The organism is Photobacterium gaetbulicola (assembly GCF_003025515.1).
Classification (GTDB): domain Bacteria; phylum Pseudomonadota; class Gammaproteobacteria; order Enterobacterales; family Vibrionaceae; genus Photobacterium; species Photobacterium gaetbulicola.
Genome location: NZ_PYME01000018.1, coordinates 24600 through 51128, shown reverse-complemented (window position 1 = coordinate 51128; position 26529 = coordinate 24600). Strand labels below are relative to the sequence as shown.

Annotated in this window: 19 protein-coding genes and 1 tRNA gene; 6 read left to right on the top strand and 14 right to left on the bottom strand. The window is 51.2% G+C overall.

Annotation, left to right across the window (positions count from 1 at the left end; all coding sequences use genetic code 11):
- Positions 1-109 precede the first annotated feature (109 nt).
- Positions 110-1834 carry a sodium:solute symporter family transporter gene (locus C9J03_RS16270; protein WP_107291729.1) on the top strand — a complete coding sequence of 575 codons (1725 nt, stop codon included), beginning with the start codon at positions 110-112 and terminating at the stop codon, positions 1832-1834.
- Between the two features lie 172 nt (positions 1835-2006).
- Here the strand turns inward: C9J03_RS16270 and C9J03_RS16265 are convergent, their stop codons facing one another.
- From C9J03_RS16265 to C9J03_RS16255, 3 genes are all read right to left on the bottom strand, one after another.
- Positions 2007-2498, bottom strand: coding sequence for a hypothetical protein (locus C9J03_RS16265; RefSeq protein ID WP_044620602.1), 492 nt, complete (start codon positions 2496-2498; stop codon positions 2007-2009).
- A gap of 198 nt (positions 2499-2696) precedes the next feature.
- Complete coding sequence (uvrB, locus tag C9J03_RS16260) at positions 2697-4673, bottom strand: excinuclease ABC subunit UvrB (protein ID WP_044620601.1); 1977 nt, start codon at positions 4671-4673, stop codon at positions 2697-2699.
- 87 nt (positions 4674-4760) lie between these two features.
- Entirely contained in the window at positions 4761-5282 is a 522-nt protein-coding gene (locus tag C9J03_RS16255) for a YqhA family protein (protein ID WP_044620600.1), read from the bottom strand.
- Positions 5283-5645: 363 nt separating this feature from the next.
- Here C9J03_RS16255 and C9J03_RS16250 point away from each other — a divergent pair, with 363 nt between their 5' ends.
- The gene (locus C9J03_RS16250; protein WP_197078573.1) at positions 5646-6056 is read left to right on the top strand and encodes a VF530 family protein; all 411 of its coding nucleotides are present in this window, start codon (positions 5646-5648) and stop codon (positions 6054-6056) included.
- A gap of 113 nt (positions 6057-6169) precedes the next feature.
- On the opposite strand, the gene C9J03_RS16245 is transcribed toward C9J03_RS16250, so the two are convergent.
- The 4 genes from C9J03_RS16245 to C9J03_RS16230 form a co-directional block, all read right to left on the bottom strand.
- The gene (locus C9J03_RS16245) at positions 6170-6901 is read right to left on the bottom strand and encodes a glutathione peroxidase (RefSeq protein ID WP_044620598.1); all 732 of its coding nucleotides are present in this window, start codon (positions 6899-6901) and stop codon (positions 6170-6172) included.
- Between the two features lie 351 nt (positions 6902-7252).
- Positions 7253-7343, bottom strand: a tRNA-Ser gene (locus C9J03_RS16240).
- 107 nt (positions 7344-7450) lie between these two features.
- On the bottom strand, positions 7451-8644 hold the full coding sequence (manA, locus tag C9J03_RS16235) for a mannose-6-phosphate isomerase, class I (RefSeq protein ID WP_044620597.1): 1194 nt from the start codon (positions 8642-8644) through the stop codon (positions 7451-7453).
- Between the two features lie 274 nt (positions 8645-8918).
- Positions 8919-10820 carry a PTS fructose transporter subunit IIABC gene (locus C9J03_RS16230; RefSeq protein ID WP_044620596.1) on the bottom strand — a complete coding sequence of 634 codons (1902 nt, stop codon included), beginning with the start codon at positions 10818-10820 and terminating at the stop codon, positions 8919-8921.
- A 411-nt stretch (positions 10821-11231) separates the two neighbouring features.
- Between C9J03_RS16230 and C9J03_RS16225 the strand changes: the two genes are divergently transcribed.
- Positions 11232-12077 carry a helix-turn-helix domain-containing protein gene (locus C9J03_RS16225; protein ID WP_039457415.1) on the top strand — a complete coding sequence of 282 codons (846 nt, stop codon included), beginning with the start codon at positions 11232-11234 and terminating at the stop codon, positions 12075-12077.
- Between the two features lie 25 nt (positions 12078-12102).
- Here C9J03_RS16225 and C9J03_RS16220 read toward each other — a convergent pair whose 3' ends face one another.
- Both C9J03_RS16220 and C9J03_RS16215 read right to left on the bottom strand, forming a co-directional pair.
- Positions 12103-12897: a PTS sugar transporter subunit IIA gene (locus C9J03_RS16220; protein ID WP_052829557.1), complete on the bottom strand. Its 795-nt coding sequence runs from the start codon at positions 12895-12897 to the stop codon at positions 12103-12105.
- Positions 12898-12923: 26 nt separating this feature from the next.
- Positions 12924-13226, bottom strand: coding sequence for a PTS fructose transporter subunit IIB (locus C9J03_RS16215; RefSeq protein WP_044620595.1), 303 nt, complete (start codon positions 13224-13226; stop codon positions 12924-12926).
- Positions 13227-13475: 249 nt separating this feature from the next.
- Here C9J03_RS16215 and C9J03_RS16210 point away from each other — a divergent pair, with 249 nt between their 5' ends.
- The gene (locus C9J03_RS16210; RefSeq protein ID WP_044620594.1) at positions 13476-14198 is read left to right on the top strand and encodes a YebC/PmpR family DNA-binding transcriptional regulator; all 723 of its coding nucleotides are present in this window, start codon (positions 13476-13478) and stop codon (positions 14196-14198) included.
- A gap of 70 nt (positions 14199-14268) precedes the next feature.
- Here the strand turns inward: C9J03_RS16210 and C9J03_RS16205 are convergent, their stop codons facing one another.
- A complete protein-coding gene (locus C9J03_RS16205; protein ID WP_044620593.1) occupies positions 14269-15039 on the bottom strand; it encodes an ABC transporter permease in 771 nt (256 codons plus the stop codon).
- The gene (locus C9J03_RS16200) at positions 15032-15673 is read right to left on the bottom strand and encodes an ABC transporter ATP-binding protein (RefSeq protein ID WP_044620592.1); all 642 of its coding nucleotides are present in this window, start codon (positions 15671-15673) and stop codon (positions 15032-15034) included. Before C9J03_RS16200 ends, C9J03_RS16205 begins: the two co-directional genes overlap by 8 nt.
- Positions 15674-15947: 274 nt before the next feature.
- Here C9J03_RS16200 and C9J03_RS16195 point away from each other — a divergent pair, with 274 nt between their 5' ends.
- Positions 15948-19913: an AsmA family protein gene (locus C9J03_RS16195; RefSeq protein ID WP_082060425.1), complete on the top strand. Its 3966-nt coding sequence runs from the start codon at positions 15948-15950 to the stop codon at positions 19911-19913.
- Between the two features lie 107 nt (positions 19914-20020).
- Here C9J03_RS16195 and C9J03_RS16190 read toward each other — a convergent pair whose 3' ends face one another.
- From C9J03_RS16190 to C9J03_RS16180, 3 genes are read right to left on the bottom strand one after another with little or no spacing between them, the layout of a single operon-like run.
- Positions 20021-22684, bottom strand: a complete 2664-nt coding sequence (locus C9J03_RS16190) for a M14 family zinc carboxypeptidase (RefSeq protein WP_044620591.1) — start codon at positions 22682-22684, stop codon at positions 20021-20023.
- Positions 22681-24129 carry an ATP-grasp domain-containing protein gene (locus C9J03_RS16185; protein WP_044620590.1) on the bottom strand — a complete coding sequence of 483 codons (1449 nt, stop codon included), beginning with the start codon at positions 24127-24129 and terminating at the stop codon, positions 22681-22683. Before C9J03_RS16185 ends, C9J03_RS16190 begins: the two co-directional genes overlap by 4 nt.
- Complete coding sequence (locus C9J03_RS16180) at positions 24126-25118, bottom strand: ATP-grasp domain-containing protein (RefSeq protein ID WP_044620589.1); 993 nt, start codon at positions 25116-25118, stop codon at positions 24126-24128. Before C9J03_RS16180 ends, C9J03_RS16185 begins: the two co-directional genes overlap by 4 nt.
- Before the next feature lie 179 nt (positions 25119-25297).
- On the opposite strand from C9J03_RS16180, the gene C9J03_RS16175 reads away from it, so the two are divergent.
- Positions 25298-26401, top strand: coding sequence for a M20 family metallopeptidase (locus C9J03_RS16175; protein WP_044620588.1), 1104 nt, complete (start codon positions 25298-25300; stop codon positions 26399-26401).
- Positions 26402-26529 lie beyond the last annotated feature (128 nt).

The window sequence follows — 26529 nt, the reverse complement described above, 5'->3', positions numbered from 1 at the left end:
TTGTTTGTGATCATGAAACCCCGAGATCAATTTGAATCAATATTTCCAAAAAAGTAAAATACAATTCCAATAACCCCTCCAGGAACTTTTCCACAAGCAGGTACAGGCATTGACATATCTAGACTGGGCCATGATCGCCCTATACTTTGTTTTTATCATCAAAGTGACACAAGCTTTTCGGCATCAGGCCACTAGCGCGGAAGGATTCATCAAGGGTGGCAGTGCCATGACTTGGTGGATGGCTGGCGCAACAGCTTTCATGACCCAGTTTTCTGCCTGGACCTTTACCGGTGCTGCCGCGAAAGCCTATGCCGATGGGCTGAGTATCATGTTTGTGTTCTGGGGGAATGCCCTAGGTTTTTTCATCTCGGCGCTATACTTTGCCAAACGCTATCGCCGTTTGCGAGTTGCCACCGCCATGGATGTGATCAAGTTGAGGTTCGATAAATCTTCCGAGCAAACCTTTACCTGGCTGAGCTTTCCTATCACCCTTATCGGAGCCGGCATTTGGCTTAACGGGCTTGGGGCCTTTTTATCGGCGACCTTTGGCATCAGCATTGACGTTACTATCGTTGGGATCAGTTTACTGGTCACCTTCATTGCTGTCTCCGGTGGTGTTTGGACCGTTTCTGCCACCAATGTGATTCAGTTGGTTCTACTCATCGCCATCACGCTGGTTGTCGGTTTCACCGCCGCAAAAGAAGTCTTGGTACTCCCTGTCGACTCTCTATCCCATACCATCATGGGCGAAGATATTGCCATCTGGCAGATTTTTGTTCTGTGGATAGGTGCAGTGCTCTTTAGCCAAACCCTCAATACCAACAATGCGCTGAGCAGCTATCGGTTCTTGATCACCCGCAACGAAAAAGAAGCCACTCGAGCAGCAACCTTGGCCGGAGTACTTTTCTTGTTTGCGCCTCTACTATGGTTTTCACCACCGTGGTTTGTCGCTTCATTGGATATTAATCTGGTCGACAGTTACCCGAACCTGGGTGCCAGCGCGGATAATGCCGCCTATCTGTATTACATCGACCACTATATGCCAAACGGCCTGCTAGGTCTGGTGATGGTGGCTATGCTGGCTGCTACCGTTTCCCCAATGACCACGGCACTCAACCGCAATGCTGGTATCGTGGTAAACAATATTTACCTCTCACTGGTTAATCCCCAAGGAACAGACAGGCAACAAATGCTGATTGGCAAAATGGCCACCCTGCTGACGGGCGTCATGGCCTGTGCCGTTGCCCTTTTCTTTGCTCGGCTGGAAGGCTACAGCCTGTTCGACATCATGATGCTATTCACCGCCATGATTCAGATGCCACTGTCGATCCCATCCTTCTTGGCCCTGCTTAACCTGCGCACCCCGGGCTGGTCGGGATGGGCAACGATTTTGGTCGGTTTGGCAGTTTCCCTGTTCATGCATTTCGGCTTCAAGGTCGAGTGGGTAGCCGCCTTGTTCGACTATACATTGACTGCGCGAGAGCATGTCGATTTTAAGATTGCCGCCACTTTCATCGCACATCTCATTTTCACTGGTGGTTTCTTCATGCTGACACCTTGGCTGTCCCGAGCCGAACGTAATACGCAAGATATTCGCCAGCTGCTCGCCATGCCAATGAGCCAAGAGGAGCAGAGCCCTATTGATCATACCAACGGGATCTTCATGGGGCGTGCCTTGACGCTGCTGGGGATACTGGTTAGCTTGATTGCTATTTCAGCCGATACATGGCGTGATGCCGCAATATTCCTCGGAATTGGTGGATTCATTCTACTGTGCGGCTCTGGACTGGCGTATAAATCCAGTCGGTTACATAGGCAGGCAATGGCTCTCTAACCGAGCAGCAACTAAGACTCATTGACCACTGCACACAAAGCCAACGAGCCATCCCCAAAGGCGAGGCTGATGGGATGGCTCGTACTTGTTGGCAATAAATGCTTAACTTTGTGTGGAAAACAATAATCTGATGCCAAACACGTCGAAAAGGCCTGCGGCGAATAGCCGCAACCTACGTGGATGTTGACGCAGAACCACCGGTCAGCTCATTGATATCAATGAGATCGACCTCTCTACCCAACACCCGCTTGTATCGTATCAACTCGACAACAGGGATCGTGGGCACTTCAACGCCCAAATAACTCCCAACAACAGATTGAGAGAAATCCGTTTTGAGCTCAATCCAATTACCACTGCCTGCTGCTTTTATTTTGGTGCCGGGAGACATACCGATTTCAATTTTCTGCCCCTGATAGCTCAATTGAAAATATTGCAAATCCCATCCACCTTCAACATAGTGGGCTAGAGGCTTAGAAATATAGGCACGTACCAATGGTAGGATTTTGTCGGCATCAACCCTTCGAATGTATAGATCAATATCCGCCACCTCCCTGCTACCACCATGAATGGTTGCAGCAAGGCCGCCAACGATCTGGAACTGCACCTGCTGCGAATCGAGCATTTCCTTTAACCACACCAGTGCATTTTTTACTTTTTCGCTCATCCTAAACTTTCCTATTGCTTACTCCATGTACTTGGGTTCAGTATCTATAGTGATGACAGCCAAGGCAAGAAGTTGCTTGAAGAGTTCAAAAAAGAGTCAATGAAGGTAAGCAGGTAAGCGTAACATTGCCGGAAATAACAACAAGGTAGCCCTTTAAGGTAATGGGAGGCTTAAAGGGCTGTCTTGCCAAGTGCCATATTACATATAAATGAACTGACGGTAGAGCTCATCTAGCTGAACTCGGATCTCATTGATCTGCTGTGCATCACTGGCGTCCACGGCCGCAAGCAGATGTTGTTCTTTTTCGGTGATCTGCTGACACAAAACAGATAAGTTTTCACAAAACGCAACCGAGTGAGTTTGTTGTTCCTGTGGTGCTTCATGCTCTGACGTCTGCTTGCGCAACGATGACATCGGCGTGATCCCATGAGCTTGATTAAAGAGCACTTGGCGCTGCCTGCGGCTGCTTGATTCATTGATCGCCTGCTGCATGGCGGGGGTCACTCTATCGGCATATAAAATAGCCTTACCGTTAGCGTTGCGCGCAGCCCGGCCAATTATCTGGATCAGGGCCTGTACCGAACGTAAGAACCCGGCATGATCCGCATCGAGGATAGCCACGAGCGAGGCTTCTGGAATATCTAATCCCTCACGCAACAAGTTAATACCAATCAAGACATCAAACTCACCCGCCCGTAAACCATTAATGATATCGACCCGATCAGCCGTTTTTACGTCAGAGTGCAAATAACGCACGCGGATCCCCTTCTCAACCATAAAGTCATTAAGATCCTCCGCACTTTTCTTCGTCAACGTGGTCACAAGTACCCGTTCATTCTTATCAACTCGCTGCGAAATTTCCCCCAGCAAATTATCGATATGATCCGCTGACGGCCTTACCTCCACCTCAGGGTCAAGCAGGCCGGTCGGGCGAATAATTTGCTCAATTGCCTCACCCTGTGAACGATTCAATTCATAATCACCAGGGGTCGCCGATACAAAGATGGTTTGGGGTTTGATTTTTTCGAACTCTTTAAAGCTTAAAGGCCGGTTGTTCTTCGCCGACGGCAAGCGGAAACCGTAATCAATCAAGGTTTCTTTTCGGCTTTGATCCCCCCGGTACATGGCTGAGATTTGCGGAACCATCACATGAGACTCATCAATAAACAGCAAGCCATCTTTCGGTAAGTAATCAAGCAACGTCGTTGGTGGCAGAGCGGGATCCCGGTCATTCAAATAACAGGAGTAGTTTTCAATCCCGGAGCAATAACCTAGCTGCTGCATCATTTCGACATCACTCATAACACGCTCATAGAGGCGTGCCGCTTCGACAAGGCGGTTTTCACCGTTAAGCTCTGCAACCCGTTCTTCCAGCTCACGAAGTATTTCTGTACTGGCCGTTAGGATCTTATCCCGCGGTGTGGCATACAACGTTTTTGGTGAAACAAAATAATGTTCGATTTTACCAAGTTGTTTTCCGGTTAGGGGATCAATCCACTGCAGACTTTCTACTGTGTCACTCAATAAGCCAACCCGGATCGCTCTATGCTCTGAGTCTGCCGGGAAGATATCAACCCAATTACCATGCACTCGGAATGTTGCCCGTTCAATGGTGCGCTCGCAACGCGTATATTGCAGGCGCTCAAGACGGCGAATAAAGTCTTCCCGCTCGATATGTGCCCCCACGGTAAGTGGTATTTGCAAAACACGATAGTCATTGGGATCCCCCAATCCATATACCGATGAAACCGAAGCAACGACAATAACATCTCGGCGCTCAATCAAGGACTTGGTGGTCGATAGACGTAGCCTTTCAAGGTGTTCATTAATCGCGGAGTCTTTACGGATAAAGCGATCACTGGCCGGAATATAGACCTCTGGCTGGTAGTAATCGTAATAGGAGACGAAATACTCCACGGCATTTTCAGGAAAGAAGCGCTTCATTTCGCTATACAGCTGTGCTGCCAGTGTTTTGTTATGGGCAAGTATCAAGGTAGGGCGCTGCACACGGTGGATCACATTGGCCATGGTGAAGGTTTTTCCGGAACCTGTGATCCCCTGTAGCGTTTGGTGGGTGGCACCACTCTCCAAGCCAGATATCAGCCGTGCTATTGCTTCAGGTTGATCACCCGATGGTGGATAGTTGGAATGCAAAATGAACGATCCCTTAGCCATGATAACCCCCTAATCTATTTAGACACGTTAAGTATACTTGCTCACCCGCTAGCATAACGGGGTGACAAAAGATGGAAGCAAGCAGGATCAGTGCCCTGCTTGTTCGTGTTGTCCCAATTCAAGGAATTTCAATCCTAGGCTCAAGAGAAGAATGGATGCGGGCAACACTAATATGCTCCAACTCAGGTCATTGAAATTAACCAATACCAGCTCTAGGAACTTCACAAACAAAATCACAATGATGACTTCAGCCAAAATGTTTTTTAAATGGCCAATATTCGGGGTTTTGATCCACTTCAGCACCTGTGTACTCTGCTGCTCATCGGCTGTTTTATCCGAGATAAACAGGGTAAATACACCGTGAGAGAAAATGAACAACACCAGGGCAACCAAGAAGGTATCTAAGGATTTAATCAGGTAACTAATGGCAATATCCGCTTTGTCGAGATGCATTAACTCAGCTTGAGGTGTGGCATTGAAAATGAAGACATCAAAGGCAGAATACGCTTTCGACGCACCGATCATGATTAGTAGCATCGACCCCAGCATGGAACAAAAGATCACTATCCAGCCAATGTAGCGGAAGTTATTAAAAATCGTTTTTTTCATATCGGCCCCTCTTTTTGATGAGGCCATTTTACTTATTGCACAAAAACGAACAATACGGGAAAGATACAAATAACCATTACCACACGGTAACAATAAATAAATGGAATCTACGGCCTTAATCATCACCTTAGTTATTTACTCTCCAAGCCCACTGGCATATGACTATACCCAAGCTATTTCAAGATACAGGTTCAGCGAGAATTTATAAGCTTATAGATAAGGCATTGTTTTGAAGATCTAGTGGCTCTAAATCAAGAAACAATAACGCGGTATATGAGCTTAGAAAACTCTGCTAGAATCCCGAGCCCATACCACATAGCCCAACCAATCTTGGTTAAGTTAGATACTTAGGAACTCGTTATGATGACCGATGAAGAAAGAATTGAATTACAACAGAACAACCCACTGCACGGTCTTAAGTTAGAAACCTTACTGCAAGAGTTGGTGGACTACTACGGTTGGGAGATCCTGGATACGGCAATGCGAATCAACTGTTTTCATACCAACCCATCGATTGCGAGCAGTGTGAAGTATCTAAAGAAGACGGCTTGGGCAAGAGAGAAGCTCGAGAACTTCTACCTTTACCGTTTCAAGCGCATGCCACGTGCTTCCGCAGAAGAATACGATCTCCCCCCACGTGCCCGCACTTTCCCGCACGGCCTTAAACCCAAAGAGCCGATGGAGCTAACGGTGGAATCGATCTTGAAGTCACAGGCCAAAGCAGCATCAGCCCACAAAGAGCGTTCATCACGCGGCCGCCGTCCACGCCGCTAGCCCATTCACTGCATTTGCACCAATATCAAAAAAGCCAAGTAGGGATAACCCTACTTGGCTTTTTACTGTGCGGATAGAGCGGCGGTAAGTTCGCGGCTATTTCAGCTCAGCAATCACTTGGCAAGGAAAGCTTCTAGCTCTTCGCTGCCACCGATGTGCTGACCACCGATGAATACCTGAGGCACCGTGCTGCGGCCAGAGATTGCACGCAGGCTAACAGTTGTGGCGTCTTTGCCTAGAATCACTTCTTCGTAGTTCAGACCATTGTCAATGAGGTTCTGCTTCGCTTTGGCACAGAATGGACAACCAGGCTTAGTAAATACCGTGATTGATTGCTGTAGTTTGTGCTCTGGAGCAACATAAGACAGCATAGTGTCTGCGTCTGAAACCTTGAACGGGTCGCCCGGCTCGTCGTTTTCAATAAACATTTTCACTACCACACCATCTTTAACCAGCATGCTGTAACGCCATGAGCGATCACCGAAGCCTAGGTCATTTTTTGCAACTAGCATGCCCATACCTTTCGAGAAGTCGCCGTTGCCATCTGGGATGAAAGTGATGTTTTCAGCTTCTTGGTCAGCTTTCCATGCATTCATCACGAACGTATCGTTGACAGAAACACACAGGATGTCATCAACACCGTGCTCTGCAAAAACTGATGCCAACTCGTTGTAGCGAGGCAGGTGGCTAGAAGAACAAGTTGGGGTGAATGCGCCCGGTAGTGAAAAGACGATAACCGTTTTGTTTGCAAATAGTTCTTCTGTCGTCACGTCTACCCACTGATCGCCTTGGCGAGTGTGGAAGGTAACCTGTGGTACCGCTTGGCCTTCTTTTGATTCGAACATAATGAATTCCCTAAATATTGATAAGTCTTTGTTGCAACTGGAGCCTTTTCTTCATTGCTCCCTGTTGATGAGTTCATTATGCCACTATAAGGAAATAGGTCACGCAGATTATGCTTATCGATTTAATAGGTAAAATCTATCATAGAAAGTCGATGCGGCGGAGTGTTCAGGGTATGGCGGATTTGATTCAAATCCCTTACTCAGAACCCAAGAAATACAAAAAAGCCTCGTCGTTTGACGAGACTTTCGAATGTGGCGGAGCGCTCTGGGTATGGCGGATTTGATTCAAATCCCTTACTCAGAACCCAAGAAATACAAAAAAGCCTCGTCGTTTGACGAGGCTTTCGAATGTGGCGGAGAGATAGGGATTTGAACCCTAGATACGCTATTAACGTATGCCGGTTTTCAAGACCGGTGCTTTCAACCACTCAGCCATCTCTCCGTAAGTGCGGCGTATGGTACGAGCTCATCCGATTGATGTAAAGGGCTTTTCGAACTGCACTTCACCAACCGAGCAACAATCCCGCAATTCGCTCAAATGTACCACACCTAGTTGTAGGCGCGGGCAAATTTACCTTCAGAGCTCGCCAGGTAAGCACCAGTATTGGCCGGAATAAAGACTGATTCACCTTTGCCAATAGTCACTGATTCACCGTCGATGTGAGCGACGGTCAATGGCGCATCTACCGCCAGCAGGATTTCTGCACTGCTTGTCTCTAGCTCTACATTGTCCGCCTGCTGGTAAACGCTGAACTTGAAGTCAGGCACAGGGATTGGGTAGTGCAATGCGCCATTTTCAGTCTGCGGGGCCAGCAATAAAGTATCGAACGGCATTGGCTGACAGCGGGTGCACGCAACCAGCTCAGGCACGTCCATATATTTTGGCGTCAGGCCTGCGCGAAGTACGTTGTCGGAGTTTGCCATGATCTCCAATCCCGTGCCCTTAATGTACGCATGTGGCGTACACGCATCCAGGAACATGGCTTCGCCCGGCTGCAGTGTCAGGGTATTCAGCATCAGCGGGGCAAACAGACCGATATCACCAGGGTATTGCTCTGCCAAGTCCAAGATCAGGGCAAACAATTCTTCATCCTTGTGCGCGTCGGCATAGGCCAGTAGCTTGGCCACGCTGCTCTCTTTCGCTTCACCGTCCAACGACAGCATAGCTTCGAAGAAACCTTCAAGACCTTGCTCGTTCTGATTTGCTTCCAGCGCTGCAACCAACGCATGAATTTCTTCAATTTCCAAGGCACGGAAATAAGAGACAATTTGCCCAAACTCGCGGAAACCGTTCATGGCCTGGTAAGGTGTCAGAGCATAAACCAGCTCAGGCTTATGGTTGGGATCCTTGTAGTTGCGGTTACCTGCCGTACGAGGTACACCCTGCTCTTCTTCTTTAGCGAAACCCGCCTCAGCCTGGGCTTTGCTCGGGTGAACCTGAATTGACAGGGCTTTTTCTGCAGCCAGCACTTTGAAAAGGTATGGCAACTCACCAAATGTCTCGGCTGTATCAGCACCGATCAGGTTCGCTTTGTCAGCCTCAATAAAGTCAGATAGCAGTGTCGGTTTGCCATCGACTTCAATTTGCGAACAGCCATTTTGGTGCGCGCCCATCCAGATCTCCGCTTGCGGCTTGCCTTCAGGGTTCTCGATACCAAACAACTGGCCAATCGATGTGGTGCTGCCCCATGCATAATCCTGAATTACGTTATGCATACGATAAAAACGAGAGGAAGTAGTCATAGCTTTCCTTATTTCTAATGCAGATTTCATTAAGACCCCAAACCGACTATTGAGGAGCTAATGAAATCCGATTAACACTCTGGGTTAATCGCATACCAGCAGCGCATACTACCAAAAACCACCTGCAATGAGAGGTTTTTCATTACTTTTCATCGATTCTTCTTGGTTAATCAACGAACCACCCCCTCCCTCTAAGCCAAAAAGCTCCCTCAGATAAGGGAGCTTCAGGACACAGTAACTCAGGCCTTACTGTGTAACACTATTGCTTGGGGGATTAAGCAACAGCAGTTTGCTGTGATTTAGCCTGACGCATCTTCTTCAGTGAAACAGCTACCAGTGCTGTGACTACCGCACCTGCCGCCATACACGCCAGTGCTAGAACCGGTTTGTTCATCGCGCCAAGTAGAGCCACAACCGGGCCACCGTGAGCAACACTGTTGGTGATACCGAATGAGAAGGCCATGACAGCTGCAACCATAGAGCCTAGTACGTTGGCAGGGATAACCGACATTGGGTCTTGCGCCGCGAATGGAATCGCACCTTCCGAGATACCGACCAAGCCCATTGCACCAGACGCTTTACCGGCTTCAATTTCGGACTCTTCAAAGATATTGAACTTGCGACCAATCACTGTCGCTAGCGCCATACCCAGTGGAGCGACAGGGATAGCACATGCCATCGCACCCATAAATTGTGTCTGGCCGCTGGCAATCATGCCGACCGAGAACAAGAAGGCAACCTTGTTGAATGGACCCCCCATATCAAAACCAGCCATACCACCCAGAACGATACCCAGCAGAACAACGTTACCGGTACTCATGCTGGTTAGCATCGCGTTCAAACCATCCATCAGGCTCGCAATCGGCGCACCGATGACGAAGATGAACAAGCTCGAGATAAACAAGCTACCGGTAATAGGCGCAATCATAATTGGCACCAGCGGCTGGATGAACTTGTGGTAGTTGCGGGTAACAATAAATTTAACGAAGTAGCCCACCAACAGACCCGCAACGATAGCACCGATGAAGCCTGTACCGGCTTCCGCACCGTAGAACGAACCGTTGTTGGCAATCCAGCCACCGATCAGACCCGGTGCAAGCGCCGGACGGTCAGCAATGGCGTAAGCAATATAACCGGCAAGAATAGGGATCATCAGTGTGAATGCAACGACACCAACATCCAGTACCTTGTTCCACATGCTGCCATCAGGAATGGCCATACCCGCTTCTGTTGGCTGACCACCAATTGCCAGAGCAAGGGCGATCAACAGACCACCAGTTACTACGAACGGGATCATGTGCGATACACCGTTCATCAGGTAGCGGTAAAGATCAGAGCGCGCCTGAGTCACTTTGCTTCCTTTCTCGACTGGCGCATCCTCGCCAGAGGCTTGGTACTCTGGAGCCGCCAAGGCTTGGCCAATCAGGCCTTTGGCATCTTTGATCGGTGCTTTAACACCGGTTTTAATCAAGCGCTTGCCAGCAAAACGAGCCATGTCCACCTGCTTGTCGCAGCTGACAATGATCGCTTCGGCACGGGCAATTTCTTCGGCTGTCGGGCTGTTCTTCACCCCGATAGAACCATTGGTTTCGACTTTGATTTCGTAGCCTAGCTCTTTCGCTCCCTTCTCAAGCGCTTCCGCTGCAAGGTAAGTGTGCGCAACACCGGCAGGACAACCTGTCACACCAATAAGGAAACCATTTTCAGCCGCTGGTGCCTCTGCTGTTTCTGTTTTTTCCAGCAACAGAGCCAGCGCGTCTTTTTCCGATTTAGCCGCGAGGAAAGCATCGATAAAGCCGTCTTCAATCAACTTGGAAGACAACTCGGCCAGCACTTCGATATGGTGGTTTGCACCGCCGTCTGGCGAGGCAATCATGAAAAATAGTTTGGAAGGCAGACCATCTTCGGCACCGTATTCAATACCGCTACGGCTAATACCAATGGCGACTGCCGGCTCGCTGACTGCGGCACTTTTGGCGTGCGGCAATGCTACGCCGTCTTCAAAGCCTGTGTTGCCCAGCTCTTCGCGGGCAAGGATATCGGCCAAAAACTGCTGCTTGTCACTGACTCGACCCTGCTTGTGCAGGATGTCGATCATCTCAACAAACACCTCTTCTTTTGTCGTTGCCTTAAGGTCTAGGCAAATCAACTGCTCATTAATCAGATTGGTGATCATGAGTGTTCCCCCTTTGATTATTTATATCGGCATACTGTTTACCGTTGGGGATATTTTCGGCTTTTTAGTACGCCTCTTATAGTGTACCAGAGGAGCATTTACTGGACATTTGTAACACCTGTATTGTTGTGTGATCGGACTCTCATAATAAACCCAGCTATATCAACCACCCGCAAAGTCAATAAAGCCAATATAAATCAACAATTTAAAACAATGTAGTGGTTCATAAATAGTGCATGCATTAAATCAAAAAATAACAGCAGCTAGACTTAAGTAACACGATTTTCCAGCCTGAGACGAGAAATTTAGGTGATCAGCTTCACGGTATCAGGCCGAGAACAAGGACAATAGAGACAAGAGCAAAAGATAATAACAGCCACTAGCACATCTGAGCCAAGACCAATTAGTACCATGAGCCAAGTATTCCACCAGCTTATCGAAACCCTGCTTGCCGAGCGTGAGCACTTCAACCGGATCTGGTTTGCCGGTGATCATGTCACTCCGCCACCATTCAGTTACCAGGTCAACTTCCCCCGGCTGGAGATGGTCATCAGCGGTGAGTACCTCAACCAGCTGGAAGATCCGGATCATGGTATTACCGAAGTGAAGATCATGGCCGGTGATGCCCTGTATATTCCCCCCAACAGCTGGAACAAACCCAACTGGGATACCGATTGCTCGGTACTCAGCCTGCTATTTGGCAAGCGCCAACTCGGATTCAGCCTAGTCAGCAAGTCCAAAGGGCAGACCAACTTCTACGATGTGCAAAAGCACAGTATCCAAACCCGGACCGGCTTTGCCATCGACCATATCCTTGCCGCGCTCAATGCCCTTTCCAAAGAGCCACTGCAAAAACCGATGGACGAGCACCTGCTGCAAGCCTTAATGAGCTATTGCCAGCAGATGCTCGCGGCCCCCAGCAACACCCATAAAAAGCGCAGTGAAGATCTCTACCAGGGGATCTGTATCTATATTCAGGAGAACTTCCACCGCCCCATTACCCGCGATTCCATTGCCAAGCGCTTCAACATTACGCCTAACCACCTGTCGCGCCTGTTTCGCCAACAGGGGCATATGCGCATGGCCGACTACATCACTTGGGTACGCATTGAGCGGGCAAAGTTCATGCTGAAAAAGTACACCTTCCGCCTGAACGAAGTAGCCACCCGATGCGGCTTTCAGGATGTGAACTACTTCTACCGGGTGTTCAAGAACAAAACCGGGATGACCCCCTCGGATTATCGGGGAAGAGATTAGCGCGATTGCGTTTGATGGTAGAGGGTCACCGGAACGGCAGCGACAAGCTGTCGAGTACCACCGCCTTCAGAACCTCTGGCCGTGAGTGTTCCGTTAACAGCTGACAAAAATCAGGCTCCAGCAGCCGCTTGGAAAAAGAAGAAAACGCCAGCAAATACTCTCGCAGGGGAGGAGCTGGCAATACCAAGCCGACCACACAGCTAACCGGCCCGCGCTTGGCCCCCCATTCGACAGGCTGCACCAACGGTGCCAGCACGACAACCGGAACCTCGACATCAGGCGTCAAGATATGCGGCAGCGCAATACCATTACCCATCGCCGTTGACGACACAGCCTCCCTCGCCTGCATTTGCTCCAGCAAACGGGCGGCTTTATCGGACTGGCCGGGGGCGCACTGGCGGCTGATTTGCGTCAGTACACCATCTTTGTCGAGCGAACTCGCGCCAAGCTGGGACAACGGCAATAACTGGCTCAGCTCATAGGCAAAAGGCAAGGCAATCTCTGCCTTAGCCTCTCGCTGGCTGAGGTGGCGGTGGCCAGTACAGACTAAATGGCAGTGCTCGGTAACGAAATCAGTCAGCACCATGCAGGCCAGCTCGGCATCCGAGCCTTCGATCATCAACTGACACAGATCGCCCGGCATACAGCCCAGGCTTATCATTCGCATCGCCTGTTCGACATTGGCCATCCTGAGCTGGGAAATATTGTGGATCACCACCACCGAGCGGAAATAGCCCGCCAAGGTTTTCAGCCGGTTGAGCTTCCAAGCTGGCAGGCCCTCGTCATCAAGGGTAAAGGTGATACGGCGTTCAATTATCATGCTGGTTTAGTCATAGCGTGACGCAATCAAAGTTCTTTGCAGCGATTAATCACGCCAACAGGGTCGGTGAGCACCTCTTCGATCGTCACACAGTGGATCTTGCTGCCGGTAAATCGTGCCCGGTGCTCAATTTCGATATCAGAGGCAATCAGGACCACATCGGCCCGGCCGATATCCTGAATACTCAGCTGGTTTTCAATTCCCATCGCCCCTTGGGTTTCCACCATCATCTGTACCCCGAGCTGCTGGGCAGCCTTGGTCAGCTCTGAAGCGGCCATGTAGGTATGGGCAATCCCTGTTGGGCAAGCGGTGACAGCAACAATTTTCATTGGTATTACGTCTCTTTATTTTTATCTGTTTTTCTCTTTTCCCAATTGACTTGGGCCTTTGCTTTGTACCGTTTTCACCACGAATAATCTAGCGATAGTGAGAAGATTGGTTCAAATTTCAAAACAGATCTTGATCTACCCCACCAATCAACCCGCCTTTCAACCTATACCCCCTAGCCAGACCGCCTTGGTTACTGATAAAATCCGCCTCCAACAGAAATCCCAAATATCTAAAAGAGAGTGATTCCTATGGGACGCAGTTTCGAAGTCCGTAAAGCCTCTATGGCAAAAACACAGGGCGCAAAGATCAAAGTTTATTCAAAGTACGGTAAAGAAATTTACGTAAGTGCGAAAAACGGCGGTATTGATCCTGATAGCAACCTTTCCCTGAAACGCCTAATTGAAAAAGCGAAAAAAGATCAGGTTCCAAGCCATGTTATCGAGAAAGCGATCGACAAGGCGAAAGGTGGCGGCGGTGAAGATTTCGCAACTGCACGCTATGAAGGTTTCGGTCCTGGTAACACCATGGTGATCGTTGACTGTCTAACAGACAACAACAACCGTACATTCATGGATGTTCGCCAAGCGTTTGTTAAGAACGGCGCAAAAATCGGCTCTCCAGGTACCACTGCTCACATGTTCGAGCACCAGGCTGTATTCCAGTTCAAAGGTGACGACGAAGAAGCAGTACTTGAGAACCTAATGATGGAAGATGCTGATGTATCTGACATCGAGTGTGAAGACGGCGTGATCACAGTATTTGCTCCGCACACTGAGTTCTTCAAGGTGAAAAACGCACTAGCTGCGACAATGCCTGAAGTAACACTAGACGTTGAAGAAATTTCTTTCGTTCCTCAAACCATGACTGAAGTTGCTGGTGAAGACGTAGCGAAATTCGAGAAATTCCTTGATGCGCTAAACGATTGTGACGACGTGCAGAACGTTTACCACAACGCAGAAATCGCAGAATAATTGCTTATTCTCGAAAAAACAGCCGGCAATGCCGGCTGTTTTTTTATCTACGTTCAATAGCCTGCACGCATTAATACATCAACTGACCATAACGATTAAAGGCAGAGCGACTGGCAACCGTCAGGGTCGTGGTGACCGACAGCGTGGCCGAGATAAAAATCGCCACCATGATCACCAGCTGGTATTTCACCGCCAGCAAGGGCTCGGTACCGCCGAGGATCTGACCGGTCATCATGCCCGGCAAGCTGACTATTCCCAACGTCGTCATCGATGCCAACTGTGGGGCCAAGGCGGCTTTCACCGCCGTGCGGATAAATGGCTGCTCCGGCTTAGGCGCTCCCATCGCCAAGTAAAATTGGTATTCGTCCTGCTTGTCTTTCAAGCTGCTGTACCAACGCTCCAACGCCAATACATTCGCGGCCAAGCAGTTACCCAGCAACATTCCCGCTACCGGGATCAGATATTGTGCCTGCCACCAAGGTTCTACCTGGATCACCCCCGCCAATAACAAGGGCAAAACGACCAGCAGCGCAACGACATGACCACTCAATACAGCCGGTAACACAGATTTCGGCGGTACGCCTGCACGGCGGCAAATACTGAACCCGGCCACAATTACCATCACTGACAGCCACAAGGTATTGAGCCACGGGTTCTGGAAAGCGAACAGCGTCTGCAAATAGATACCGACTATCGACAACTGCAGCGTCATTCGCAAAACCGCCGAGATCAGCGTCTTGCTCAGCCCGAATTCCCAACGCTGGAAAAGGCCAAGAGGAATGAGAAACAGCAGGTAAAACCCCGCCAGAGCCCAATTACTGATCGCCAAAGTCTCACTCATTGCCGCCTCCCATATGATGATGAAGCTGCGCCGATTTCACCCAGACCGGATCGTGGGATACGGAGATCACCGTCAGCGACAACTGGTCAAGCAGTGCGATCACGCTGTCACGGCTGGCAGGATCCAACGCCGAGGTCGGCTCGTCCATCAACCACAACGCGCGATCCATCAGCAGCGCGCGGCTAATCGCCAGACGCTGCTTCTCCCCACCGGATAGTTTGCTGGTCGACTGCTCGAGAGAATGGCTAATACCCAACGATGCCAATACCTGCAGACATCGCTCATGGGAAGGTTCCGGAAGGGCCAGGGCTTTAAGGTGCCAAGGCAGCATCAAAGCCTGCAAAATCGTGTCCCCGCCCATCACCGCTTGCTGGGGCAGATAGCAGAACTGCTGCCGCCACCAAGACAGGTTCTGCTCTTTTATCGTGGTTTGTTGCCAGTGGATTTCACCGCAAGAAGGCGGACGCAAACCAGCGATAACCTGCAATAGGCTGGATTTTCCACAGCCAGATGGCCCGCTAATCGCCAAATGCTGGCCGGGCTGAAGCGTCACCGTCAGGTGCGACGTCGGTTCGGCTTCAAACCCCGATCCCAACTCTCTGGCCGCGAATAATTCTGTACGTTGTTCTGTCATACATTACTCCAATCGTACCGTGATTTTACTTATCCAATCCGCATGGCTCAAACCGTTCGCAATCATCGTTTACATTAATGAAATTAATGGTTATTTACAGTGTGTAAACAACCGGACACAACCGTCAGTGCTATGTAAATTCCACCGCCGCTAATGCCTCCTAAACCCATTTCATGGTAAGGTTACAACCACTAATAAAACAATATCCAAAATTGCGGTAGCGGCGATAGTTTGCCGATACCTTTTGTTTGTCCTTCGCCTTCCAGCAATCATTATGCGCCCAGAAAATAACAACCATGCTGCCAATAAGCAGCCGGCACCACCAACAAACCCAGCGGCACCGACAAAAGCGGTAAAATCCCCCCTGAAGAAAATCAGTAAGTGGGTTGGCCTTGGCCTGCTCACGCCCACAGCCATTCTTACCGCCGCCCTCGCGGTAGGTGTGAAGCTTGACCTGACACCCTACCGAGACGATATAAACCAGTGGCTGACCGCCAACCTCGAGCGGGAAACCCGCATTGACGGGGAGATGGGGCTGGTCCTGTCATTCCGTCCCGAGGTTCACCTCGAAGGGGTTCATATCGACAACATCGAGGCCTTCGAATGGCGACCAATGCTAAGCTCAGGCAAAATCAACGCTAAAATCGCGGTGCTGCCGCTGCTTAGGGGCACACTGGCAGTCGACTACCTTGAGCTCGACAGCATCAATCTGCACTTGGCCAAAACCCATGACGGAAAAGCCAACTGGTTGCTGGGATCGGCTCAGAGCCCGCAGCCAGAGCCCGCTAGCCAAGAAGCGAACAGCGGAAAAAGCGGAGCCCTGCAGCTCGCCATCACCGACCGTATCATTGCCAGCAACTTATCGGTCATGTTCGAAGACCAAAGCCAGGGGCAGTTCTTCGACTGGTACCTCGATTCCCTCAGCCTCAGCCAACCCGGTAACGAGTGGGAGTTTACGGCCAAGGGAGCGATGATAGGCCAGCCTTATGATATCCAGCTCACCGGCGATCTGGAGCAACTGATCAACCAGCAGACCGGCAAGGTCAAAGCGAGAGGCTCCTTTGCCGGTGCCGAACTGAATATCGATGCCGACGCCGCTGATATCCTGAGTGCCGATATCAGCCTGCAGTGGCAGGATACCGGCCCTATCGAAGCCCTGTTCGGGTTGGATGTGAAGCACGTTGCGCCGCTGACGGTATCAACTCACCTCAACGCCTCTGCCAGTAACATCAAGATCAGCGATCTGGTTATCGACAGCCCGATCACCCACGGGGCCGGGTACCTGAATATCGAACTCGGCGCTCACAATGTCATTAATGGCGAGCTGAACATTCCGCTGATCGACCTGCGTCCCTGGCTGCAGCCCGAGCCCCAGCCTATGATGCGGGCTTTTTCCGCAGCCCCCCAGCAATCGCCGCTGCAACGAGCCCTCGAGCAATGGCTGGAGAAAACCACCACCCGGGTCGATCTTTCAATTGATGAGATCAAAGGGCTGGGAACACCGGTTGAGAACCTGTCGCTATCGATAAACGGCAAAGCCGGGATACTGGCAGCCCCGATGACCGCCGATATTGCCGAGGTTCCATTCCGCGGCCAAGCGTCACTGGATGCCACTGGTTGGGTGTCCAACCTGGATATCCGGTTGGGGGCCGAACAATCCCCCTTGGGTGAAATGGCGCGCTGGATCACCGGAATTCCCTACTCCCGAGGCCATCTGGATCGTGCCGAGCTCGCGGTGACCACCAACGGTACCAAGCTCAGTGAATGGCTGGAGCGCGCCGAGCTTTCCCTTGCCATCGACAAGGCATTGGTTAAGTGGGGCAGCGAAGCGAGCTTCAGCATTGACCAAGCCAGGCTCAATGCCGGCATCAGCCGCCCGTTCCAGTCCGACATTCAGGGCCAGTTGATGGGCATCCCGGCCCACATCCAGGCCCAGGCCGGTACCCTGCAAGATATTATGATGGGCCGCGATTGGCCAACCACCCTGACTTTCGACTCTCCGGCCATCACCGTCACCGCCGAGGGACTCCTGAAACATACCCGCTGGGAAGAAGGCAGCTGGTTCGATCTCAAGGTCAACAGCGACGATGCCAGCCTGCTCAATCCATGGCTGGGAACCCAGACCAATATCTCCGGCACCATCCATATCGATGGCAAGCTCAGCTACCAGAACGGCTGGATTGATCTGGCCATGCCCGATCTGGCGCTACTGGAAAGCTACGGCGATGTCACGCTGCGTTGGCAACCGGACCAACAGCGCCCGTTCCTGGTGATGGATGCCCGGTTCTCGCAACTGGATTTCACCCAGTTCGGCCAATTCATCAACGATGACGAACTGCCACAGGTCGAGCAAACCGTACCGACCCAGGGGGTGAACTTGGACGTGCCGCTACTGGGCAGCGATCTGGTCATTGCCGACGCCGATCTGAACTTCCGTGCCGACAAACTGAAATGGGCAGATCAGCAGCTAGACAAGTTGTCATTCAGCGGCAAAATCCGTGACGGCAAAATGACCCAAGCGCCGATCAGTGCACGTTTTGCAGGCAGCGCCTACCAAGGTGACCTGAGCCTGGGTGTCAACGCCGCCAATATCGAAGCCGACCTCAACCTTGCGGTCAACCAGCCGGATATCGGGGCTATCCTGAGCCGATTCGATGTCACCGATGATTTTGATATGCGTCTGGACCGAGCCAAGCTAGCGGTCTCCCTGTCGGGCCGTACTATCCTGGAGCTGATGGAGCACACAGAAGTCGATGCAACTCTGATCGGCGGCCATGCCAATCTTGCCGACAGCTACACCGGCAAAGCGCTGGCAGTCCAGTTGGACCAAGGGCGGTTTGTAACCGGGCCTGACACCGCAACCCGCCTGACTATCAACGGTATGGCGGCAGGCAAAGCGGCATCCTTCAAGCTGTCATCGCTTTCCCTCAAGGAAGCCAATGACGGCCGAAATACGTTGCCGGTTACACTGGCAGCCAGTTTGGGCGACATGCGCTTTGATGCCAGCTCCCATCTGAGCCTGCCGATCGATCCGCAGGCGCTCAACCTCACCTTCGAGGCCTTTACCCCTAATCTCGACCGGCTCGAAGCCTTCAGCGATATCGATTTGCCGCCTTACGGACCCGTCAAGCTGGCCGCCAGCCTGTCGATGGACGCCAGGGGCTATCACCTCAATGATATGACGGTACAGGTCAACAACAGCCAGCTAACGGGGAAAGGGGCTTGGCTGCCGCCAATCAAGGCGGAGCTTCGCCCGCGCCTCGAACTGGCTTTGCGTGCACCTTTCATCCAGCTTGACGACTTCAAGGTCGGTGACTGGCAGGCCTGGGAAAATGAAAGTACCGAGGGCGCTAACGCCGATGGTTCGACACCGAACACTGACGAAAAACAGAATACAGCCCTGATCAGTACCGACGGCCTGGAGATGCTCAACGCCAACTTCTCGTTGGATGTCGATGAGGTTCGCTCTGGCGAAGATTGGTTAGGTGCCGGTCAATTGTACTGGGCACTGCAAGACGGAGTCTTCACCCTCAAGCCGATGACCGTCCAACTGCCGGGCGGGAATATCGAAATGGCCAGCGAGATCAAGGCCAAGGGCGAGATGTTCGATATCCAGCTCAGTGGCCATGTCGAGAACTTCGACTACGGGGTCTTGGCCCGCCGCCTGGCACCTGACAGCGGCATGCACGGCAATATCTCCACCCAGTTCAACCTGACCAGCCTGGCCAATTCGCCAGATAGCCTGATGAACAACGCCAACGGGTTTATCGGCTTTGCCGCCTGGCCGCAGGAATTTGAGTCGGACCTGATCGACCTGTGGGCGGTCAGCCTGACCGATGCGATCATTCCGAACTTCACCAGCAATGATCCTTCTGTGCTCAACTGCGTGGCTGCCGGATTAGATATCCAGCAAGGCACCATGCGTCAGCGCGACTTGCTGCTCGATACCACCCGCATCCAGGTCAATGGTCAGTTCGATGCCAGCTATGCCAACCGCGACTTTGCCCTCTATCTGCGGCCACAGTCGAAACGTGCCCAGATCTTCAGCCTGCAGACACCGGTGGAAGTCTTCGGCAAGTTTGAGGACTTCGATTTTTCGGTACCGCTATCGGCCATCCTGGAAACCTCGGTGCGTTTCACCACCAGCCCGGTCGTTTCGCCGCTACGCTGGTTGGTCGAAAAGCCGATTGCCAAAGACGGCAGCCAACAGTGTGAACTGATTTGGCAGGGACAGAGTTAAAAAGACCTATTGGCTATTTAGCCTGAACATATTGCCCTAAAAGCAAGCCGCCAGTGTGAGTCATCACGCTGGCGGCTTTTTCATATCAGCCATTGCCGGCCCATCAATCAGTCTCCCTGACGGTAGCGCTGTTCGATCTCGTCCTGGGCTTCGAACTCATCGAACTCAATCGGGGTCACTTCATCTGAGCTGAACTTGAGTACCGCAGGCGCCGAGTAGTTCGGCACGTTATCGTAATTGAACACCGAGTAGTATTTGGCCAGGTTAGCATTGCCGAACTTATCGAAAGTATAACCGTCCTTGCCGGCATACAGCTTAACGCCATCAAACGGTGAGCGCGGAGGATGGAAACTGTTGCGTACCACGTAGGCTCCTACCCAATCGCTGTCTGAAGGGGGATCCCACGTCAGTTTGACCATGCCTCCTTCCAGGCTGGCCTGGAAATTTTCCGGCGCATCGAGTGGCTGCTTGCGACGCTCGATATACTCCACCACCAACTGGGTCGACATGGTGCCGTCGTTCGACGCGGTCTTCCACTCCACCACAGCATCCTGCTGCCTGGACGCCGAAGTGGCCTTGATCACCAGCTTCACCGCCCGACTCTGATCATAGCAATCCTCAAGGTATTGACGGGCAGAACTATCGAACATGAATGTCTGGCGGGCTGTTTTGGCCAACCCTTCGCTGCTGACTTCGTAGCCGATAAACTCTATCGGCTCACCGGTAGCCAATTGCTCAAAATCAGGCGCATCGAGATCAACCATTTCCACCAAGAAGCGCATCGGCTGGTTAATCCCCGTCAGCGACGCGCTTTCCAGCACAAAGTAGGCGTCGGTAAAAACCACATCACTCTGCTCGGACATTCTCGGCAAGGTGAAATCCACCACCCCGTAGATACGCTCTCCGTTGGCATCGTAGCCACTTTGCAGCTTACCGAACGCCACCGCCTCGGATGTCACGGTATGGTAGGCGCTGGCACCAACCGCCAGCTGAAATGGCTTGCGCTGATAGATCAGATCCAGGCTGGGCCGGTAATGGATCCCGCCGCCGAAACGGCCGTAACCGATATCGAACTGCATCAACTGTGAGTCATTACCCACCGGCAAACTGACCGGCCCCTGAAGCCGCAACAGCAAACGTCCCTTTTCAAGCTGTTGCTCTATCAGTTCTTTCTCCAGCGCACTGAAATGCCAGCTCTTCCAGATCCCCTGAGTCAGCTGATCCGAGTCAATGGCATCCCCCAAGGTCTGGATAGGCGTTGCATTGTGGATCTGGTCGAAGTCGGTAATATCACTGATCTCATCCGGGTTGAGGATCGAGACTGACCATTCGCCGTAGTTTTCGATTTTCGCCCCGACCCGGTTCATCGGATAGAGCGAGAACAGCGCATCCTTGATCTTGGCATCGGCTGGCAACCGGCTCATGTCATAGTCGATCACACCGTAGCAGATCCCCTTGGTCTTGTTCACCCCGATAAACAGTGAGTTATGACCAAAGTGCTCGGCATTGCTAGTGCGGGTCAGCTCACCGACATAACCGATTTTTTCCGGGCCCGGGAACAGGGTGAACGCAAACTCATCGCGTTCAAGCAAGGTTTTGATTTTCAGCTCCGGGGCAAACGGTGACTTGATCCGGGTCACCCGGTTCACTTTGCGCAGGTTGTAGAAATAGCGACGGCCTGATTTGAGTTGCTTGTCGGTATAGCGCAGTTGCGAAGTTATCGCGATCAGGTTATCCCGGGTACAGGGCGCCTTGGGGGTTTCACTGCGGTAGATCTGGTAATAGCAACCTTCATCTTCGGCACCCGGCTCCCAGACCATTTCCACCGTATTGGCGGTGATCTCCTTGATTGAAAAGCTCTCCGGCCGGCTCGGTGCCAGCTTTGAGTAATCGATCGTCGTTCTGAGGGCATAGAGCAGAGCTGGGATATTTTCATCGACGCTTTGCGACATGTTGATCAAATAATCCGGAATGTTCCGGCTCCCCACTTCGACCACGGTCGAGAGGATCCCCCTGTCGTAGTAATACTCCCGCCCGCTGCCGTGGATCAGGTTCGCCGGCGGCTTACCACGATGGATACCGTACTGGCGGTTGGTGACCTTGTAGATCTCCCGCGCCATATTGGCGCAGAGGATATTCAGATCCGTCCCTTCAATTTCCGCTTCGTGGTTGAACTTATGGGCCGGGAAAAACACATTGCCCTGCGAATGGTAGTCCAGCGCCACGCAGATATTGTCACGGCTTTCGACAAACTGCTTGATCGCCTGCGTTTCTGGCTCGGAAAACGGCCCCGGCCCGCCGTAGATATTGGAGTTGGTCTGGGTCGACTGGCGGAAATTGATACCAAAATTACGATTGAGATCGACCCCGAACGTCCCGTCACCATTATCACGGCGGTTCTTGCGCCAAAACGAGAAATGCTTACGGGAGTACTCAAAGCCATCGGGGTTGAGACAGGGCACCATGTAAAGGGTATTGCGGGTCAGTGCCTCCACCACATCCGGATTGGACGGATAATTATCCAACAGATACTGGACAAAACTGACCGCCAGCTCGATACCGATCCACTCCCGGGCGTGAATAGTACCGGTATAGAGCAAAGCCGGTTTCAGATCCGCATAGGCCACATCTTGCGACATGGTGACCATCATGATGGGCCGGCCTTCATGGGTATCACCAATACTCTGCAAGCGGATCAAATCCGGATATTTCGCCATCGCACCTGCCAGGAAATCCATCATGTCCTGGTAAGAGATATACTGTTTCTTCATTCGACCGCCTCGTCAAAGCGATACGGCTCATGAGCGCCATGCTCACGCCATGCATCCATGATTATGGCTAACTTCTTGTGCTTGAGGTTCCTGAACTGCAGCAAAATTTCTGGTTGGTGATCGAGTAACCGTACCGTCTCCTCGGCCCCTAACGTTGTCACGATATCAGTGGCCAAGGTTTTGCCGACACTTTTTACCCGGAGGAAAAACGCCAGCAACTCTTCTTCGCTAGGCGTTTTTTTCTCAGCCACGGCATGATGCAAAGGGGCATTAGCCACCTCTTCCCGCTGCTCGATACCGGTGTCTGCTTCCTGCTCCATAATCTGGCTCACATTCACAACCGGCTCGCAAGTTGCAGCTATCACTTTGTAAGCAGTATTACCCTGAAAATTCCATGCCTCACTCGGCCACTCTTCCTCACGCTGGTAGCTCGTTTCCTGCAGGCGATAGCGCTCATCAGCAGGGGCGTACTCCCCGGTATCAGTTGAATAGTCTGCTTGGCCAAAGGTGATATAACGCATGGTACGAAGCAGCGACGAGTCAATCTTGCCGAGCTCTTCCCAGTTACGGTGGGCAAAATACGGCTTGCGGAAATCTTGCGGTGCCAGCAGCCACATCAGGTACAGGCCAATCCAGTCACGGATATACGGGAAGGCAGCAAAAGCGGTCGCACACTCCAAGATGGTGTAGTCATCTTCCATGCTTACCGCAATATCACAGGCCCAGTATTCCGCATTGGCCGCCTTGGAGGCTTTCACCGCCAATTCAAGCACGCCATCCGGTACCGCCTGATAATCCATACTGCCGCCCTGACTGGTGTTGGTCAGCCACTCACCTTCCGGCGGGCGACGCCAGAATGCACAAACCGGCTGGTGGCCAACCAGCATCACCCGGATATCCGCCTTCATTGGTACGAAATCTTGAATATAAGCCGGGTAATAACGTTTTTCCGAGAACAAACGCAATGCTTCATCGGCGCTATCCACCTTATGGACAAAATAACCGCCGTAGTTAGAGGGGCCATAAGAGCGCTTGACGATTTTCGGGTAATCGGTATTTGCCAGAAACGCCAACGCCTCATCGACAGCATAAAAAATACGGGTTCGCGGGATGGGCAAATCGTATTTCTCACAAAAATGGGTCACGTTTTCCTTGGATTTGTTGCTGAACTGGCTATCGAGCGACGGCAGGAAGCGTACATCTGGCAGTTCACGGGCAATTTCACGGAAAGTCTCGTAGGCGGTAGCGGGAATATTGCCGATCAACACATCGATTTTCTTGCGTTTCACCTCAGCAACAAAACGGTCTTTATCATTACCCCAGTGGTAAGTGACCTGTTCGATTTTGTCCGGCCAACCCCTGAAGTTAGAGCGGTTGAAGAAGCGCAGTACATGATCTAGGTACAACAGGCCAATTCTGGGACGAGCTTGGGTCAGGGTGTTCATACTGCAGCTTCCTCGGTAAGCAAATTAGGTTTGATCAGTGCTTCAGACAGTGAGGGAATAAAGCCTTTGGCTGGCGCTTTGCTGTCTTTGGTGACGGTGCGGTCAATGAGGTCGACCAAGAAATCTATCTTGGTGTCATTGAAATCCAGCCCGAACGCTTCTTGGTCTGGCGTGGCAAACGCAGGAATACCATTGACCTCAATCACCACATAGCGCTGGTGTTCGACATCATAGATAATGTCGACTCCGGCCACTTCCAGGCCGGTTACTTTTGCCGCCTTCAAAGCCAGCTCGACCACTTCGGGCACTGGCTCTCGCTTAATCACACTGCCACCGCTGGTGACGTTGGTCTTCCAGCTGCCGGGAGCTGCTTTGCGTCCGTAACAGGCAACAAATTTGTTATCGACAATGTCGATACGGTAATCAGAGAAATCATTCTCGATAACCCGCTCGATATAGAACTGCGGTGCCTGTTGGTGATGGATAAACGGCATCAGCAAATCCAGATCACGCTCGCTTTCTAGCTTGATAATGCCATTGCCGCCCCAGCCGTCGACTGGCTTACAAATCGCCTTGCCACCCCAGAACTGCATATGTGCTCTTACCTGCTCCAAGTTATGTTTATTGCAAATCACATAGTCAGTCGTTGTAATGCCGTTCGTTTTCAGCACATGGGCGGTGCGGAATTTATCTTCGGTTAGCGCAAATGATTGATAGTTGTTGATCATTGGCATCATCGAGTTAAGCACCTGATAGAGGTACACCTGATATGGCGTCTGCTGCCCTGCGTTATACGAAAAAAACAGGTCGAGTTCGTTGAGTTGCTGCCCGTTGCATACAATATTGCCGTCAAAGGCGGTCGCTTGAGCCAAATTCAGCCCAGTTAGGGCATCAATTTCACGCTCTCGCAGCTTCTTGACGATCTTTTGCTCTATTTCCTTACCTCCACAATTTTCATACATCCATAAACCGACCCGGTGCCTAGCCATGTGTCACTCCTTTTGTGAGCAGTTCTAAAATATGCCGCTATGGCATTGTGAGTAAAACCAACAGGATAGTAATATAGTTTGACATCATAATGTTGCATATGTGTGGTAACAGTGAGCCATGTGGAACTTTTATTCAAACCGCACAGAAAAAACACTCATCTTGTGCAAGGAATCAAATTATGGAAACTATCGATTTCACTGACTTAAAAACAATTGTCGAAATAAACTCCTGGACAGGAAATAAAGATGGCGTAGATCTAAGTGGTATGACCATGCAAAAGTGGTTAAAACCACTTGGCTTCAATGTTGAGGTTTTTCATCGGGAAAAGGTGGGAAATCACCTATTGTTCACCACACCACAGCAAAACAACGCTTCCAGAGTGTTATTACTTGGCCACCTGGACACCGTATTCCCTCCGGGGATTTTTGAACACTTCCGAGAAGATGAGGAGTGGGTGTACGGTCCTGGTACGTGCGACATGAAAGGGGGCAATTTTGTCGCCTTGAGTGCCCTGCGAAATCTTTACCAAACCCATGGTCAAATCCGCAATATCGATGTCCTGCTGGTCAGCGATGAGGAGACCGGCAGTGATGACAGCAAGTTTGTCACCCGTCAACTCGCCCACCATTACGATGCCTGTATCGATTTCGAAGCCGCCGGTCCAGAGCACGAAGTTGTGACTGGCCGAAAAGGTGTAGCGACTTATCGTATCGAACTCACTGGGATAGCGGCCCATGCTGGTAACAACTACCATCTCGGCAAGAATGCCAACCTCGCCGCTGCCAAGCTGCTGATTGCGTTAGATGCATTAACACGCGTCGAACAAGGAACAACGGTCAATGTAGGCAAAATCAAAGGCGGGATCAGTACCAATACGATATCTCCCGGAGCTGAATTAATGGTTGAAGCACGATTTACCCACCTCAAGGAGCAAGAGCGCGTGCTAACTACGATCCCCGAACTGATCCACCAGCACGGCGTAGAAGGCGTGACTGCAACGATAGAAGGCGGCTTACAGCGTGATGTCATGACCCCTTCACCAAAACAGCAAGCCCTACTTGATAACTTTGCAACCATCCTGGGCTATTCTCTAAAAACAGAGCAGCGCGGAGGAGTCAGCGACGCCAATATTATGGCGGGTGCCGGCGTCCCAACATTGGATGGATTCGGCCCTTTCGGTGATGGCGATCATACCGAATTGGAACGAGCCTCTAAGGACAGCTTCTGCCGCCGGATCAAAGAAATCACGGCTATTCTCGAGCATTACAGCCAAGCTGAATAATTAAATTTCCCATGGGCAATTACACCACGTGTAATTGTCCATCAAAGACTCTCCTACCACTCGAGGTAATTAACCATTCAAAGGTATCATCGCTGTAATGAAAAATAAGTTACCAATTTATTACTTGA